16 protein-coding genes are annotated in these 14,524 nt (G+C 53.3%); 6 read left to right on the top strand and 10 right to left on the bottom strand.

The window, feature by feature from the left end; genetic code table 11:
• Positions 1–15: 15 nt before the first annotated feature.
• Positions 16–639 (top strand): helix-turn-helix domain-containing protein, encoded by a 624-nt coding sequence (locus OLX08_RS01640; protein WP_391482084.1) that lies wholly within the window; start codon positions 16–18, stop codon positions 637–639.
• A 7-nt stretch (positions 640–646) separates the two neighbouring features.
• Here the strand turns inward: OLX08_RS01640 and OLX08_RS01635 are convergent, their stop codons facing one another.
• The 3 genes from OLX08_RS01635 to OLX08_RS01625 all read right to left on the bottom strand — a co-directional run bounded on the left by OLX08_RS01635 (position 647) and on the right by OLX08_RS01625 (position 3,649).
• Positions 647–853: a hypothetical protein gene (locus OLX08_RS01635; RefSeq protein ID WP_391482082.1), complete on the bottom strand. Its 207-nt coding sequence runs from the start codon at positions 851–853 to the stop codon at positions 647–649.
• A 72-nt stretch (positions 854–925) separates the two neighbouring features.
• On the bottom strand, positions 926–1,597 hold the full coding sequence (locus tag OLX08_RS01630; protein WP_391482081.1) for an aquaporin: 672 nt from the start codon (positions 1,595–1,597) through the stop codon (positions 926–928).
• A gap of 231 nt (positions 1,598–1,828) precedes the next feature.
• Positions 1,829–3,649: an extracellular solute-binding protein gene (locus tag OLX08_RS01625; RefSeq protein WP_391482079.1), complete on the bottom strand. Its 1,821-nt coding sequence runs from the start codon at positions 3,647–3,649 to the stop codon at positions 1,829–1,831.
• A gap of 315 nt (positions 3,650–3,964) precedes the next feature.
• Between OLX08_RS01625 and OLX08_RS01620 the strand changes: the two genes are divergently transcribed.
• Together OLX08_RS01620 and OLX08_RS01615 are read left to right on the top strand one after the other, a co-directional pair.
• Positions 3,965–4,750, top strand: a complete 786-nt coding sequence (locus tag OLX08_RS01620; protein WP_391482078.1) for a 3-hydroxybutyrate dehydrogenase — start codon at positions 3,965–3,967, stop codon at positions 4,748–4,750.
• Entirely contained in the window at positions 4,747–5,796 is a 1,050-nt protein-coding gene (locus OLX08_RS01615; protein WP_391482076.1) for a patatin-like phospholipase family protein, read from the top strand. Before OLX08_RS01620 ends, OLX08_RS01615 begins: the two co-directional genes overlap by 4 nt.
• 28 nt (positions 5,797–5,824) lie before the next feature.
• Here the strand turns inward: OLX08_RS01615 and OLX08_RS01610 are convergent, their stop codons facing one another.
• From OLX08_RS01610 to OLX08_RS01590, 5 genes are all read right to left on the bottom strand, one after another.
• Positions 5,825–5,989 (bottom strand): hypothetical protein, encoded by a 165-nt coding sequence (locus OLX08_RS01610; protein WP_391482075.1) that lies wholly within the window; start codon positions 5,987–5,989, stop codon positions 5,825–5,827.
• Between the two features lie 3 nt (positions 5,990–5,992).
• Positions 5,993–6,709: a DUF502 domain-containing protein gene (locus OLX08_RS01605; protein ID WP_391482073.1), complete on the bottom strand. Its 717-nt coding sequence runs from the start codon at positions 6,707–6,709 to the stop codon at positions 5,993–5,995.
• A 102-nt stretch (positions 6,710–6,811) separates the two neighbouring features.
• Positions 6,812–7,723 carry a pseudouridine-5'-phosphate glycosidase gene (locus OLX08_RS01600; protein ID WP_391482072.1) on the bottom strand — a complete coding sequence of 304 codons (912 nt, stop codon included), beginning with the start codon at positions 7,721–7,723 and terminating at the stop codon, positions 6,812–6,814.
• A gap of 41 nt (positions 7,724–7,764) precedes the next feature.
• The gene (locus OLX08_RS01595; RefSeq protein WP_391482070.1) at positions 7,765–8,640 is read right to left on the bottom strand and encodes a PfkB family carbohydrate kinase; all 876 of its coding nucleotides are present in this window, start codon (positions 8,638–8,640) and stop codon (positions 7,765–7,767) included.
• A gap of 18 nt (positions 8,641–8,658) precedes the next feature.
• Positions 8,659–9,471, bottom strand: a complete 813-nt coding sequence (locus OLX08_RS01590; protein ID WP_391482068.1) for a DUF4198 domain-containing protein — start codon at positions 9,469–9,471, stop codon at positions 8,659–8,661.
• Between OLX08_RS01590 and OLX08_RS01585 the strand changes: the two genes are divergently transcribed.
• The 3 genes from OLX08_RS01585 to tsf all read left to right on the top strand — a co-directional run bounded on the left by OLX08_RS01585 (position 9,458) and on the right by tsf (position 12,522).
• Entirely contained in the window at positions 9,458–10,573 is a 1,116-nt protein-coding gene (locus OLX08_RS01585) for a HupE/UreJ family protein (RefSeq protein ID WP_391482066.1), read from the top strand. The genes OLX08_RS01590 and OLX08_RS01585 overlap by 14 nt on opposite strands.
• Before the next feature lie 201 nt (positions 10,574–10,774).
• Positions 10,775–11,554: a 30S ribosomal protein S2 gene (gene rpsB, locus OLX08_RS01580; protein ID WP_048597522.1), complete on the top strand. Its 780-nt coding sequence runs from the start codon at positions 10,775–10,777 to the stop codon at positions 11,552–11,554.
• Positions 11,555–11,643: 89 nt separating this feature from the next.
• Positions 11,644–12,522, top strand: coding sequence for a translation elongation factor Ts (tsf, locus tag OLX08_RS01575; RefSeq protein WP_341245573.1), 879 nt, complete (start codon positions 11,644–11,646; stop codon positions 12,520–12,522).
• An 83-nt stretch (positions 12,523–12,605) separates the two neighbouring features.
• Here the strand turns inward: tsf and aroQ are convergent, their stop codons facing one another.
• Positions 12,606–13,043: a type II 3-dehydroquinate dehydratase gene (gene aroQ / locus OLX08_RS01570; RefSeq protein WP_391482063.1), complete on the bottom strand. Its 438-nt coding sequence runs from the start codon at positions 13,041–13,043 to the stop codon at positions 12,606–12,608.
• Positions 13,044–13,279: 236 nt separating this feature from the next.
• Positions 13,280–14,524, bottom strand: coding sequence for a tryptophan synthase subunit beta (gene trpB / locus OLX08_RS01565; RefSeq protein ID WP_048597517.1), 1,245 nt, complete (start codon positions 14,522–14,524; stop codon positions 13,280–13,282).

Here is a 14,524-nt window from a genome sequence, read left to right as displayed (position 1 = left end):
GGCTATAGGCTTTTCATGACTGATCTACCTGCAAAATCCCTGATCCAAATCGCCCGTGAAAGTGGGGAGGATGCCGCGCCTGAACCTGTTGATCTTGGATCGCGGGTACGTGAGTTGCGCAAAGCGCGCGGCTGGACCCTTGAACAAGCAGCAAATCAGGCAGGATTGGCGCGCTCGACCCTTTCAAAAATTGAGAACGGGCAGATGTCGCCTACGTATGAGGCCCTGAAGAAGCTCGCGATTGGGCTGGAAATTTCTGTCCCGCAGCTGTTCACACCACCGGTGAAGGGTCAGGTAAATGGCCGCATGGCAATCACCAAAGAGGGCGAGGGCGCCCGCACAATTACCACAACCTACGAGCATGAGTTGCTTTCGGCCTCTCTCACCAAAAAACAAATGCTGCCGTACCGCGCGCGGGTTCGTGCGCGGACCCTTGATGAGTTTGACGGATGGGTGCGTCATGATGGTGAGGAGTTTTTGTACGTTCTTACAGGCACCATTCGCCTTTTTACTGAGTTTTACGAGCCCGTTGAGATGCGCCGCGGAGACAGCGCGTATTATGACGCCGCAATGGGGCACAACGTGATCTCGACTAGTGAGGACGATGCAACAATTCTGTGGGTGACATCGCTGGCCTAAGCCCAAGTCACCCGACGTGTTGTAAATTCTCGGTTGGCCGCACGGCGATCACCAGATCAAGCTGCTCTGATGCTTCGGTGATCGACAACTCATTCACGCGCGCAAGATACAAAACCAACTTATCACGATCATGGGTCAGAAAGCGCATACTGTTTATATCTGTGGCGGGAAAGTAGCGGTTGATCGCGGGAATATCGTCTGGCGTCAAAATCATCGGGAACCTCTGCAACTGTTTACCTATTCAGGCTAAGTCCGCAGGGGTTAAGAATTGGTGGATGTCGGCCCGTTATTTTGAGAACAGTTTTGCCAGGAACGGCATCGCTATCACGACTGTCACCAGTTGGACAAATATGAACGCTGGCAGGCCTGCTGGCGCAATCCCTGCGAATGTATCGGAGAGGCCACGCGCAATTGTGACGGCGGGGTTGGCAAAGCTTGTGGATGAGGTGAACCAATACGCGCCGGTGATATAAAGTGCGACAAGTGTTGGAACGGCTTCTGGTTTACTGCGTAAGCCCCCAAAGATTACAAACAACAAACCGAACGTCGCGACCCCTTCTGATACCCATTGCGAGACACCTGTCCGCGCGGTGCTTGCGAGTTGGAAGATCGGAAGTTCAAACATTAAGTGTGTCAGACAAACCCCTGTAATTGCACCAACTATTTGCATTAGAGCAAAACCCAAAGCAACGGTGCGCGATATTTCTTTGCGCACATAAAAGGCGAGCGTAACGGCAGGGTTAAAATGTGCGCCCGAGATCGGTCCAAGCACAGTAATGATGACATAGAGGATGCAGCCTGTGGCGATCGCATTTGCCAAAAGAGTCAACGCGACTGAGCCGTTTGACAGCGTATCGGCCATGATACCGGAGCCAACAACACCGATCAGCAAAAACGCAGTACCAAGCGCTTCGGCACAGAGTTTGCGCCATAGATCGGGCTCCGTGAGGGTATGCATCTATGTTATGTCCCTACGTTTTGTGAACTTGAGCCTACGTCCTAAAATATGACTTTACCGACGGTTTTGACGGGTATTGTCACGGCTTTGGTCGCCAATCGTGCAGGAGTGCAGGCAGTGACCGCGCAAATCGCGAGTAGTGTGATAAAAAGGCGCATAGTGCTGCTTTCGATATCTAGACGCCCCGCGTTTACCCATGGGGGTGCAGGGCGTCTAGTTACTTTAGCTCTTTCAGTCGGCTTCAAACCACCAAACATCGGGCTGCCAACCAATCCAGTCGCCATAGATGGGTAGGTTTTCTGGGTATTTAAGCTCCTTGGCGTGGGCGATGCGGCTGATGTTGAACTGGTAGATCGGTATGACGTAGCGGCCTGTGGTCAGGATGCGGTCCAACGCGCGAACGGCTGCCAAAAACTCTTGGCGGCTTGCGGAATTCAGCATCTTGTCAATCATCGCCTCTGCGGCGGGACTGTTCATGCCCATCCAATTGCGGCTGCCGGGTTCAGTAATGCCATCAGCGCCCCAGTATGCGTATTGCTCGTTACCGGGTGACAGGGACAAGCCACGGCGATAGTACGTCATGTCAAAATCATAATTGGTCGTACGGTCTTTGTACTGCGCCCCATCAACGGTTGTAACGGTCGGCGTGATGCCAACACGCTCAAGCGCTTTTGTATAAAGCTCGATGATCGCGATATTCTCGGATGATCCTGATTTGAGCAGAATTTCAAAAGTGAAAGTCGTGCCGTTCGCGTCAACGAGGACACCTGTATCATCAACGGAATATCCTGCGCTTTCAAATTGCTGCAAGGCTTTCCTAATGTTGCGTCGGTTGGCTTCTGAGCCGTCACTGACAGGTAGGGTGTATCCTTCAAGGGCGCCTGGTAAAAGCTCGTCCGCGAAGGGAGTTAAGAACTCTTTAACCAAGCCTTCTGCGGGGCCTTCTTTCATACCCAAGATCGAATTTGAGTAATAGCTGGTGATGCGCGGCTGCTTGCCATCCGTCATAGCATTGTTGATGAATTCAAAGTTAAACGCATGAAGCAGAGCGTCGCGCACGCGCCAGTCTTGGAATGCCTCACGACGGGTGTTCATGACAAAACCTGTGATGCCCGAGGGCCGTTCATGAGGCAGCACTGACTTCACCACGTCGCCCGCATCTATTGCGGGGAAGGCGTACTGCTGGTCCCATTTTTGCGCGTTAAATTCACGGTTTGAGTTCAAAACACCTGCTTTGAACGCCTCGAACTGCGCGGTTCCATCTCCGAAAAATTCCATACGCACTTCATCAAGGTTCATGGTGCCACGGCGGAATGGCAGGTCTTTGCCCCAATAATCGTCGTTGCGCTTCATCACCACAACGCGGCCAGCCTCATATTGATCAACAACATACGGGGAAGTTGTGATCGGCACGATATCCAAACTGCTGTCGGCGAAATCAACGCCGTCCCATTGTGCCTTTTTCAAGATGGGACGCATGCCAGCGATCAACGCAAGTTCGCGATCTGCCTCGTTGAACGTAAACTTCACCGAGCGTTCACCAGTTTTTTCGGCACTTTCGATTTTCTTCCAAAGCCCGTGGTAACGCGGATGCCCGACGGTCCCCAATGTTTCATAAGACCAGATTACATCTTCGACCGTAACGGGGGTGCCGTCGGAAAAACGTGCCTCCGGGCGAAGGGTGAATTCGACCCACGCGCGATTCTCACCCACCTCAATCGATTCGGCGAGAAGCCCATAGAGCGTAAATGGCTCGTCCCAAGAGCGCCCCATGAGGCTTTCCACGCCCAAAAAGCGCAACTGCCACGGTGGACTGCCCTTCAAGATATAGGGGTTCAAGCTGTCAAAAGTGCCAACTTCACCCGTAGCGATAGTACCACCCTTGGGAGCATTCGGGTTTGCATAGGGGAGAGACACAAAATCTGGTGGTAGTTGCGGCTCACCATACATGGCGATCCCGTGTTTTGGCTCGGCAGCTGCGAATCCCGCGATTGAAACTGCTGTAACTACGCCCGCTAACATACCGCTATACTTGAAAATATTTAGTTTCATTTTGGAAACAATCCCCCGTCGACCATGTTTAATTACTATTGGACCGCAACCACTGGGCTAACACAACGCAAACATTTCTGCTTGGCGCGCCTTTGCGAAACGGATATAACAGTCTCACTGCTCGATAGGTTTCTTGCCTGTATGAAACCTGCCTCAATAACTTACGCCAGCTTCGTGCTGGCGTTTTTTTTTGGCCAATCGGTTTGATCCGCAGTCCGTCAACACAACAATCCGTGAGGGTAAACTCCATTACACTGGCATTTCGCAGTCGCAGCATTATGGTGACTTCAATACTTTGGTAAGGAGCATTCACGAATGGCAATTGTTACGGATTTGACGGGCAAAACAGCGGTAATTACTGGATCAAACTCAGGTATCGGGCTTGGCGTGGCAAAGGAATTGGCGCGTGCTGGCGCCAATGTTGTGCTCAATAGTTACACAAATAACGAGGAAGATCACGCCTTGGCGCAATCCATCGCGGATGAGACAGGTGTCTCAGCGCAATATATTCAGGCGGATATGTCCAAGGCGGACGAGTGTCGCAAGCTGATCGCGGAGGCGGGCGCGTGCGATATCTTGGTCAATAACGCCGGCATTCAGCACGTAGCCGGTATTGAGGAATTCCCGACAGACAAATGGGATGCCATCATCGCAATCAACCTTAGTTCTGCCTTTCACACATCTGCCGCCGCCATCACCGGCATGCGCGCCGCAGGGTGGGGGCGCATCATTAATGTGGCGTCTGCCCATGGGCTGACCGCGTCACCCTATAAATCTGCCTATATTGCTGCCAAACACGGCATCGTGGGGCTCAGCAAAACCGTAGCTTTAGAAACCGCAGAAGAGCCGATCACCTGTAACGCAGTATGTCCGGGCTATGTGCTGACACCTTTGGTCGAGGCGCAAATTCCCGACACCATGAAGGAATACGATATGAGCCGCGAGGACGTGATCAAAAACGTCATGCTCAAGCGCCAGCCTTCCAAGGAATTTGCAACTGTTGAGCAGATGGGCGGCACGATTGCATTTCTGTGCTCTGATGCGGCGGCCCAAATCACCGGCACGACCATTTCCGTTGACGGTGGCTGGACGGCGTTGTGAGTGGCGCCAAAGCGGGCGGGGCGAGCAAGTCGATAAACCTCGCGCTGCAAGGCGGCGGGGCGCACGGGGCCTTTACTTGGGGCGTTCTGGATCGACTTTTGGATGAAAAACGGCTGACAATTTCGGCCGTCACGGGAACATCTGCGGGGGCCATGAACGGGGCTGCGTTCAAGTCCGGCATGGTCACTGCAGGGCGCGAAGGTGCGCGCGAAAACCTTAACTGGCTGTGGTCCCAAATTGGAGCGACAGACGCCAGCGGGCTAAGTGATTGGATGCATGGCTCCGCCGCAACTGTGAGCCGCGCTTTTGAAATGTCACCCGCCTTTGCGGCCATTGATCTGAGCAGCCGTGTGATGTCGCCCTATGCGCTTGGGCCGTGGTACAAAAATCCGCTGGCGCGCATTGCAGAGGCGTTTTGGTATGACACGGTTTGCGCCGATGAGGGGCCTGCGCTTTTTGTCTGTGCCACCAACGTGCGCAGCGGTAAAATCCGCGTGTTTGACCACGATGATATCTGCCCTGAGGCGATTATGGCAAGTGCTTGCCTGCCGACACTCTTTAAGGCGGTTGAGATATTTGACCCCAACACGGGCCGAGATGAGGCCTATTGGGACGGCGGATATACTGGCAATCCCGCGCTGTTTCCGCTGTTTCAAGGCGCGCTTCCCAGTGACATTGTGGTGGTTAATATCAATCCGCTGCACCGAGAAGAGCTGCCTGTATCTGCGCAGGCCATCCAAAACCGAATTAATGAGATAAGCTTCAATTCGTCCCTGCTTCGGGAATTACGCGCGATTGAATTTGTGCAGCGGTTACTGGGTGATGGAACGATCAGTGAAAGCACGATGAAAGCGATCAACGTGCATATGATTGCTGATGACCCGTTGATGAATGAGCTGAGCGTTGCAACAAAATTACTGCCATCGGGCTATGTTTTGGGGCAACTGAAACAAGCGGGACAGCGCGCTGCAGATCAGTTCTTAACGGATCACTGGGGCGATATCGGTGTTAAAAGCAGTGTGGATTTACCGGCAATGTTTAACTGACACCTGTAGCTTAGCTCAGGATGCTGGCTTAGGTCTCATCGTCGTCCATGTGCGGGTTGTTCAGGCCCGAGATTACCACAAAGGCCACAATCGCACCAACGCCCACACCAAGGGCCATTAGCGCATCAAACGCTATCCAAACGGTGCCGATCAGGACTAACAACAGGGCTACAAAGATCACATTTCTAGACATGAGCTAGCCCTTTGCCGGTGCGGATGGGTCTTTAGAATTGGGGTAAACCAAGCCCGCAGAAATAACCAATTTCGCGGCATCTTCGACACTCATTTCAAGCTCGATAACGTCCTCGGTCGGAAAGAACAGCAAAAAACCTGATGTGGGGTTAGGCGTGGTCGGCACGAACACGGACATCATTTTATCTGCGCCGGCTTTGTCCAAAACCTCTCCCTTCGTGGAGGTCGAGATAAAGCCAATGGCCCAGATACCCTTGCGCGGATATTCAATCAGGCAGGCCTTATCGAAGTTCGTATCTGTTTGGGCAAAGATCGTTTCGGCGATTTGTTTGACGCCGCCGTAAATGCTGCGCACCACGGGTGTCCGCTCAACGATGCTTTCGGCCCACCGCAACAGGCTGCGCCCAATGAACCCTTTGGCAATCCAACCGATAAACACGGTGAACAGCAAAAACATGACAACGCCAATGCCGCGCACATTAATCTGACGATCAACCTCAAGGCCGAAATAAGTTTGGATCAGCCGGTCTGGTTGCCACGAGTGGGGCACAAGCGGCAGGACGAACCCGTCAATCCAGCCAACAACTGTCCAGATCAGCCAAATGGTCAGCCCGATCGGTGCGATCACCACCAGACCCGTTAGAAAATTCGACCGCATGCGCGAGAAAAGACCAACACGGCGAGGCGGAAGATCAGGAGAGAACGGGTCAGTGTTTGGCATATGATCTGCTTGTAAAACGGGGTGTTGGAGACATAGCTAGGCTATGCGCCCTGCGGATACAACGGGCAGCGCCAACATAACGGCGCCCGAACTGCGTTATCTTTATGCGCTGCTTATTTCCGAAGCAATCTGTGCGGCCAAGCGCGCGTTGTTGCGCACCAGTGCGATGTTGGCAGTCAGGGATGCACCGTCCGTCAACTCAAGTATCCGACCCAATAAAAATGGTGTCACTTTCTTGGCGGTAATGTTTTGCGCCTCTGCCTCAGCAAGGGCCTGTTCAATAATTGGGTGCAGCACCTCTTGTGGAATTTCCGCCTCTTGCGGGATCGGGTTCGCAATCAATTGTCCGCCTGGCAAGTTCATTTGCATGCGCATCAGATGGGCCGCCGCGATCTGTGCGGCGCTGTCCATCCGCAAAGGCGCGGCGATGTCAGAAGTCGCAGACCAAAACGCGGGCAGGTAATCTTGACCAAATGCGATGACGGGCACCCCGAGCGTTTCGAGAACCTCCATCGTTTTTGGCAAGTCCAGAATGGCCTTTGCGCCGGCCGCAACAACTGTGACCGGCGTTTGGGCCAACTCGTGCAGGTCAGCGGAAATATCAAAGCTGTGCTCGGCGCCGCGGTGAACACCGCCGATACCGCCCGTTGCAAACACACTGATGCCCGCCAAGCGCGCGCCGATCATAGTGGCCGCAACAGTTGTAGCGCCTGTCCCACCTGTTGCGATGCACGCCGCCATATCCGCGCGGCTCAGCTTGGCGACGTTTTTTGCCTGACCAAGCGCATCGAGTTGATCGCTGTTCAGACCGATATGAAGCGTGCCATTCATCACGGCGATTGTTGCAGGCACCGCACCATTTTGGCGCACCACATCCTCTACACCGCGGGCGACCTCAATGTTTTGGGGGAAAGGCATGCCATGGGTAATGATGGTGCTTTCAAGAGCAACGATAGGCTGGCCGGCTTTGCGCGCCGCCGCTACTTCATCGGAAAAAATCATAGGAACAGTCATTTATGTGCGCCTCCGGCGGGGATATTTTTGAACAAAAGAAATTATAGCCCCGAGACGTAATGGGCCGCCGCAGCAAGGCCATCGGTCAAGGCATTTTCAGGCGAGCGGCCTGCAAGTTCGGCTGCAATATGGGCGGCCATGAAGGTATCCCCCGCACCTGTGACGCGCATTTGGGGCACTTTTGGCGGGGTGGCAGACCAGATTTGGCCACTCTCGGCGAAGGCGGCTTGGCGGGCACCATCTGTGACCAGAACGCGTGTCGCTCCTTTTCGGGCTAGTGCCTCAGCACCGCTTTTTGCATCGCCCAGTTTTTGTTGGGTCAGCAGTTCGGCTTCCTCAAGGTTGACGTAAATCGTGGCCTTTGGATGGGTGAGTAGTGGCATCAGCCGCATGACTTTACCAGGTGAGGCAGGCGCAATGCGCAGGTCCGCATCTTTGAAACAGGCATCACTTGCGATTTGAGTAAGCAGGCTTTCCGTAAGATTGCCATCAAGGGCAATTACGCCGCTATAAGGTTTCAATGCGTTGCCGAGTGTTCCGTCTTTCAAAGGGGTTAGAACTTCGCTTCCCGCGGCCTCAAGCGAATGCGCATCTGCGATCGCCGCGATCAGACCATTTGCGCCCTCAATCGCCATATACCGATCTGTTGGCAGGTCTTTGGGGCGGTAAAGTTGCGTTGTGTCCATGCCCATTGTGGCGCAAGCGCGGACCAGCTCGTTGCCTTCTTCGTCTGTACCAACAGCACTGAGCAACACAGGTTTCAGGTCAAAACGCGCAAGCGTCATTGCAATATTGAGGGCGACACCACCCGGAAGGCGCGTGATCCGGCCGGGCCGGTCATTGCCCGCAACCATCTCTTGGTCATGGCGCCCGATGATATCCCACAAGACGGATCCGATGCATAAAATCTGTGTCATGCCGGGCGGTATAGGGGATCATTCTGGCGTCTGAAAGGTCAATGCCGCCCAAAGCGTATCCCAAACTGCATTTGTTTTCACATGCCGCTCAGTAGAGGGCACGCGCAATGTCACAGCGTCCAAAAGATAGGTGGTATCGGGCTGCAACATGATGTCAGCAACGCCGTTTTCGTTGGTTCGGGTTGTTGTGATTTGGACTGTCTCATCTGCTGCGCGGGCAAAAATCTCGATCTGCCTGTCAGGTTGCGGTGCGCCGTTCAAAAGAAGTTGTACGGGTAGGGGAGCATTGGGGGCCAACTGATAAGGATTGGCGAGCGCCACCAGTTCGGTCTCAAGACCCATTATCGCGTCTTGGCCGTCACAACTGCCGACGCAGGCAAGCATTTTTACGTGGCGGGTGTAGGCCTCAACAAAATCGGTCTCAGGCAGGCCGCGGGCATCATGGCGGGTTTTGATGTCGGGGAAATCTTTATGATCGGCGAACGCCTGAAATTTCTCCCACTCTTTATAAGTTAGCGTCGACACAGTGCTTTCATAACCGATAACTTGAAGGCCCGCTGGCTGATCTGACAGGCTCAGGGCAGGGCGGTCGCCGATCGTACCGGGTACAGGCCTAAGGCCATCTGTGCTCAATACTTCAAATCGGGTGAAGCTGCGAGGGTTGTAAATAAGTCCACCTCCCACAAAATTCTGTCCGTTTTTGAGTTCCGCGGTGAGTGTTTCGCTGGTTTCTACTTGAAACTCGTCAGCATCCAGCCACACTTCATGGGACAAAGATGCGCTGGTACAGCAAAAATAAGTAAGAAGGGTAATACCAATGAGATTTTTCATGTGGCTAAAGGTGTTTGTTTTGCTGGCGGTGTCAACTGTTGCAAGCGCACATGAGGTGAACCCCACCGTGGCGGATCTGACGATTTCCGAGGGTGAAGTGACGCTTGAGTTGGGCGGGAATTTTGAGAGTTTTCTGGCCGGGATTGATCTGTCCACGGTGGAAAACACCGATGATGCAGCAAACGCCGCGGATTATGATGCGCTGCGCGCACTAAGCGTTGAGGCGTTTGAAACACGTGTCCGCGAGCAGTTTGGCACAATTTCTCAAAACATCCTTGTTGAGCTTGGTGGTGAGACAGGTGTCCTCACGCTTAATTCCGTTGAGGTTCAAGACCTTAGTGATCTTGAGTTGCCACGCCTGACACAGGTGTCCGCAACCATCGCAAACCCTGAAAATGCACCCGTTCAAGTTGGATTGTCGCAGAATTACGGCCAACTTATTCTGCGCCAACAAGGGGCAGGCGAGAACGGTTTTGCGGGCCTTTTGGGGGCAGGTGAAATGTCGCCCATCCTTACGGCTGCTGGTGGGCAATCCGAGGGCGCGTGGGATACATTTGTGCGCTACATCCCCGTAGGCATCGAGCATATCGTCCCGCTTGGCCTTGATCACATTTTGTTTGTTCTGGGTCTTTTCTTCCTCGCAGCGCGCCTGAAGCCGCTTTTGTGGCAGGTCAGTGCATTCACACTGGCGCACACCGTGACATTGGCATTGGGCGCCACTGGTGCGGTGACAGCTAATCCGTCAATTGTTGAGCCATTGATTGCGCTTTCAATCGTTTATGTGGCCGTTGAGAACATCTTTACGGATGGGCTAAGTCGCTGGCGTTCGGCGCTTATTTTTGCGTTCGGATTGTTGCACGGTTTGGGCTTTTCGACAGTTCTGGGTGTCTACGGCATTCCAGAAGGTCAGTTCTTGCCAGCGTTGATCGGCTTTAACATCGGTGTCGAACTTGGACAGCTGATCGTAATTGCTGTGGCTTTTGCGCTTGTCGGATATTGGTTGCGCGACAAAACATGGTATCGCCCTGTGATTGCTATTCCTGCCAGCCTAGGCATTGCGATCATCGGCGCGTACTGGGTGCTTGAACGCACCGTCCTCTAAGCCGTTCTCTACGCCGGTCGAAACTTCGGTTTAGCGCCTGTAAATATGGGGCTTGTGCTGGTTGGAGTGCTGGGTTAAACGCGCAGCACTTCAACTCCGCAAGCGGGGATGGGCCATGTGCAGGGAGACATCCTGCAAAGGTCCGCCGGTTGAGACATATGTCTCTTCCCCCGCTGAGGCTAAACCGGAAAGGATACGGACATGGCCGTCGATTTCACCATGCGTCAGCTCTTGGAAGCAGGCGTACACTTTGGTCACCAGACACAGCGCTGGAACCCACGTATGCAAGAGTTCATCTATGGCTCACGCAACGGCATCCACATTATGGATCTCACACAAACCGTCCCAATGCTCGACGCTGCTCTGAACGCTGTTCAGGAAACTGTCGCAAAAGGCGGTCGCGTGCTTTTTGTTGGTACCAAGCGTCAGGCGCAGCGCCCGATTGCTGAAGCTGCTGAGAAATGCGCACAGTACTACATGAACCACCGTTGGTTGGGCGGCACGCTCACAAACTGGCAGACTGTTTCCAAGTCTATCGCACGTTTGAAAGCCATCGACGAAGCATCTGAGCGTGGCTTTGAAGGCCTCACAAAGAAAGAGCGTCTTGGCATGGAGCGTGAGCAGGGCAAACTGCAAGCCTCTCTCGGTGGTATCCGCGAAATGGGCGGTGTTCCTGATCTGCTTTTCGTCATCGACGTGAAAAAAGAAGACCTGGCAATTGCCGAAGCGAAAAAGCTTGGCATTCCGGTTGTTGGCATCGTTGACACAAACTGCTCACCATCAGGCGTTGACTACATCGTTCCGGGTAACGACGACGCGGCACGCGCGATTGCACTGTATTGCGATCTGGCTGCACGCGCGGCTCTGGAAGGCATGAGCGCACAGATGGGTGCTGCGGGCATCGACCTTGGCGCAATGGAAGAGGCATCTGTTGAAGAAGCTCTTGCAGAAGCACCAGCGGACGCACCAGCAGAAGCGTAAGCTTTACACATGTGTTGAAATCTACGGGGCGCGCGATGGGAAACCACAGCCTCGTAGACATATCTTATTAAATTTAGGAGAGACTTGAGATGGCAATCACTGCTCAACTCGTCAAACAACTGCGTGAAACATCCGGCGCAGGCATGATGGACGCTAAAAAAGCGCTGACTGAAACCGATGGTGACATGGAAGCGGCAATGGACTGGCTTCGCACCAAAGGTCTTGCAAAGGCTGCGAAGAAATCTGGTCGTACGGCTGCTGAAGGTCTTGTCGCTGTTGCTGTTAAAGCCGGTAAAGGCATCGCAGTTGAAGTGAACTCAGAGACTGACTTTGTTGGCAAAAACGCTGACTTCCAATCTATGGTTGGCAACATTGCTACCGCAGCTTTGGACGTGTCTGACGTTGATGCGCTTAAAGCGGCTGAAATCGACGGCAAAACGGTTGAAACAACCGTAAATGACGCGATTGCGACCATTGGCGAGAACATGTCTGTGCGCCGCATGGGCGTTCTTGAAGGTGCGCATGTTGCGACATACGTCCACAATGCTGTTGCAGATGGCATGGGCAAAATCGGCGTGTTGGTTGCGCTGAGCGGCGATAACGAAGCGTTCGGCAAGCAGGTTGCGATGCACATCGCAGCGGTAAACCCGGCGTCTCTTTCAGAAGCTGATCTGGACCCAGCCGTTGTTGAAAAAGAGAAAAACGTCCAAATGGATATCGCTCGCGAGAGCGGCAAGCCAGAAGCTGTGATCGAGAAAATGATCGTTGGCCGAATGAAAAAGTACATGTCAGAAGTGACATTGCTGAACCAACAATTCGTTGTGAACCCAGACCTGACAGTTGCTGAAGCAGCCAAAGAAGCTGGCGTTGAAATCACTGGTTTCTCACGTTTGGAAGTTGGCGAAGGCATCGAGAAAAAAGTAGAAGATTTCGCTGCTGAAGTAGCAAAAACCGCTGCTGGTAGCTAATTCAACTGACCCATCGGTTGATACAGAAATAGAGGAGGGCGCCCAGATGTGGCGCCCTTTTTTGTGCTTAAAATGTGCGGTGACTATTTGCGCAAATAATCTGCTGCCGCGTGCAATGCCAACTCATAGCCGTATGCGCCAAACCCGCAGATCTGTCCCACAGCGACGGGCGCGATGTGCGAAGTATGGCGGAAGTCTTCACGGGCGTGAATGTTCGACAGATGCAGCTCAATCACAGGAACTTCCACAGATGCAATCGCATCGCGCAGCGCAATTGATGTATGCGTATAGGCACCAGCGTTCAGAATGATCAGATCATGGTAGCTTTTTGCGGCTTGAATTGCGTCGATCAAAACACCTTCATGGTTCGACTGCTGAAAGCTTATCTCAAATCCGAACGAATGCGCCAACGTCAAACACTTGGCTTCAATATCCTTCAGCGTCGTCGCGCCGTAAACCTCGGGCTGCCGTGTGCCCAACAAGTTGAGGTTTGGGCCGTTTAGGATAAGAAGTGCTGCCATTGGACTACTTTCGTTTTGTTGCCTACGGTTAGCCTAGTTATACAAAGCGATGCAACCAGTGGATACTGTTAGACTAGTAACGATGTAATATCAATGACTTACGGGTCTTACTTGAACCAAGCCATGAGGCCAGCATACACAACATTAACATAATACTGATTATACGATTTGTAGGTAGATTAAATAGGCGATGTAAGAAAGCCCTACACCGCCCAAATCAATTAGCTAACGATCCGTTATTCGAAAGTCCGGCCTTCAGGTCCAGACATATCGAACCCGAATGCACGCGCCACTGTGAAGATGTCTTTGTCTCCACGACCGCACATGTTCATCACCAACAAATGATCTTTCGGAAGTTCTGGCGCGATCTTCATCACATGGGCCAAGGCGTGTGATGGCTCGAGTGCAGGAATAATGCCCTCCCGCTCACAGCTGAACTTAAACGCTTCAAGCGCTTCTTTATCGGTGATGCTGACATACTGCGCACGACCAATGTCGTGAAGCCACGCATGCTCAGGACCGATGCCCGGGTAATCAAGACCCGCAGAAATCGAGAAGCCCTCGAGGATTTGTCCATCGTCGTCTTGCAGCAAATACGTGCGATTGCCGTGCAGCACGCCTGGGCGACCGCCCGTCAAAGACGCACAATGCTCCATCTTTGCGTTTACGCCTTTACCGCCCGCCTCAACACCAATGATGTTTACACTTTCATCGTCAAGGAATGGGTAAAACAGCCCCATCGCGTTGGACCCACCACCGATCGACGCAATCACTGTATCGGGCAAGCGACCTTCGGCAGCGTCCATTTGTTCGCGTGTCTCTTTGCCGATGATTGACTGAAAATCACGGACCATAGCAGGATACGGGTGCGGTCCCGCCACAGTGCCAATGCAGTAAAACGTATCGCGCACATTGGTAACCCAATCGCGCAGCGCATCATTCATGGCATCTTTCAACGTACCACGGCCCGAGGTCACAGGCACGACTTCAGCGCCCAAAAGCCGCATACGGAACACGTTAGGCGCTTGGCGTTCAACGTCGTGCGCACCCATATAGACAACGCATTTCAGGCCGAACTTCGCACAAACGGTCGCTGTTGCAACACCGTGCTGCCCTGCTCCGGTTTCGGCAATAATGCGCGTCTTGCCCATGCGGCGCGCCAGAATAATCTGGCCCAAAACGTTGTTGATCTTGTGTGCGCCTGTGTGGTTCAGCTCGTCGCGCTTGAGGTAAATTTTAGCGCCACCAAGGGCCTCGGTCATGCGCTCTGCGAAATAAAGCGGCGACGGGCGGCCTACGTAATGGGTCCAAAGGTCATGCATCTCGGCCCAAAAGCTATCGTCGGTTTTGGCGTTCTCGTACTGCGCTTCAAGCTCGAGGATCAGCGGCATAAGCGTTTCAGAAACAAACCGCCCGCCGAAATCACCAAACCGGCCATTCTCGTCAGGCCCGTTCATAAAGCTGTTAAAAAGTTCAGTCAT

Origin of the sequence: Nereida ignava (assembly GCF_047114695.1) — a bacterium.
Taxonomy (GTDB): domain Bacteria; phylum Pseudomonadota; class Alphaproteobacteria; order Rhodobacterales; family Rhodobacteraceae; genus Nereida; species Nereida ignava.
This window is presented reverse-complemented; position numbering and strand designations above follow the sequence as displayed.

What these genes read in the sequence shown, in the direction of transcription:
- OLX08_RS01600 (WP_391482072.1), bottom strand. Translation starts at nt 7,723, where the DNA reads ATGACTGTTCCTATGATTTTTTCCGATGAAGTAGCGGCGGCGCGCAAA.
- OLX08_RS01640 (WP_391482084.1), top strand. Translation starts at nt 16, where the DNA reads ATGACTGATCTACCTGCAAAATCCCTGATCCAAATCGCCCGTGAAAGT.
- tsf (WP_341245573.1), top strand. Translation starts at nt 11,644, where the DNA reads ATGGCAATCACTGCTCAACTCGTCAAACAACTGCGTGAAACATCCGGC.
- OLX08_RS01630 (WP_391482081.1), bottom strand. Translation starts at nt 1,597, where the DNA reads ATGCATACCCTCACGGAGCCCGATCTATGGCGCAAACTCTGTGCCGAA.
- aroQ (WP_391482063.1), bottom strand. Translation starts at nt 13,043, where the DNA reads ATGGCAGCACTTCTTATCCTAAACGGCCCAAACCTCAACTTGTTGGGC.
- rpsB (WP_048597522.1), top strand. Translation starts at nt 10,775, where the DNA reads ATGGCCGTCGATTTCACCATGCGTCAGCTCTTGGAAGCAGGCGTACAC.
- OLX08_RS01585 (WP_391482066.1), top strand. Translation starts at nt 9,458, where the DNA reads ATGAGATTTTTCATGTGGCTAAAGGTGTTTGTTTTGCTGGCGGTGTCA.
- OLX08_RS01635 (WP_391482082.1), bottom strand. Translation starts at nt 853, where the DNA reads ATGATTTTGACGCCAGACGATATTCCCGCGATCAACCGCTACTTTCCC.
- OLX08_RS01590 (WP_391482068.1), bottom strand. Translation starts at nt 9,471, where the DNA reads ATGAAAAATCTCATTGGTATTACCCTTCTTACTTATTTTTGCTGTACC.
- OLX08_RS01610 (WP_391482075.1), bottom strand. Translation starts at nt 5,989, where the DNA reads ATGTCTAGAAATGTGATCTTTGTAGCCCTGTTGTTAGTCCTGATCGGC.
- OLX08_RS01620 (WP_391482078.1), top strand. Translation starts at nt 3,965, where the DNA reads ATGGCAATTGTTACGGATTTGACGGGCAAAACAGCGGTAATTACTGGA.
- OLX08_RS01605 (WP_391482073.1), bottom strand. Translation starts at nt 6,709, where the DNA reads ATGCCAAACACTGACCCGTTCTCTCCTGATCTTCCGCCTCGCCGTGTT.
- trpB (WP_048597517.1), bottom strand. Translation starts at nt 14,524, where the DNA reads ATGACTGAACTTTTTAACAGCTTTATGAACGGGCCTGACGAGAATGGC.
- OLX08_RS01595 (WP_391482070.1), bottom strand. Translation starts at nt 8,640, where the DNA reads ATGACACAGATTTTATGCATCGGATCCGTCTTGTGGGATATCATCGGG.
- OLX08_RS01625 (WP_391482079.1), bottom strand. Translation starts at nt 3,649, where the DNA reads ATGAAACTAAATATTTTCAAGTATAGCGGTATGTTAGCGGGCGTAGTT.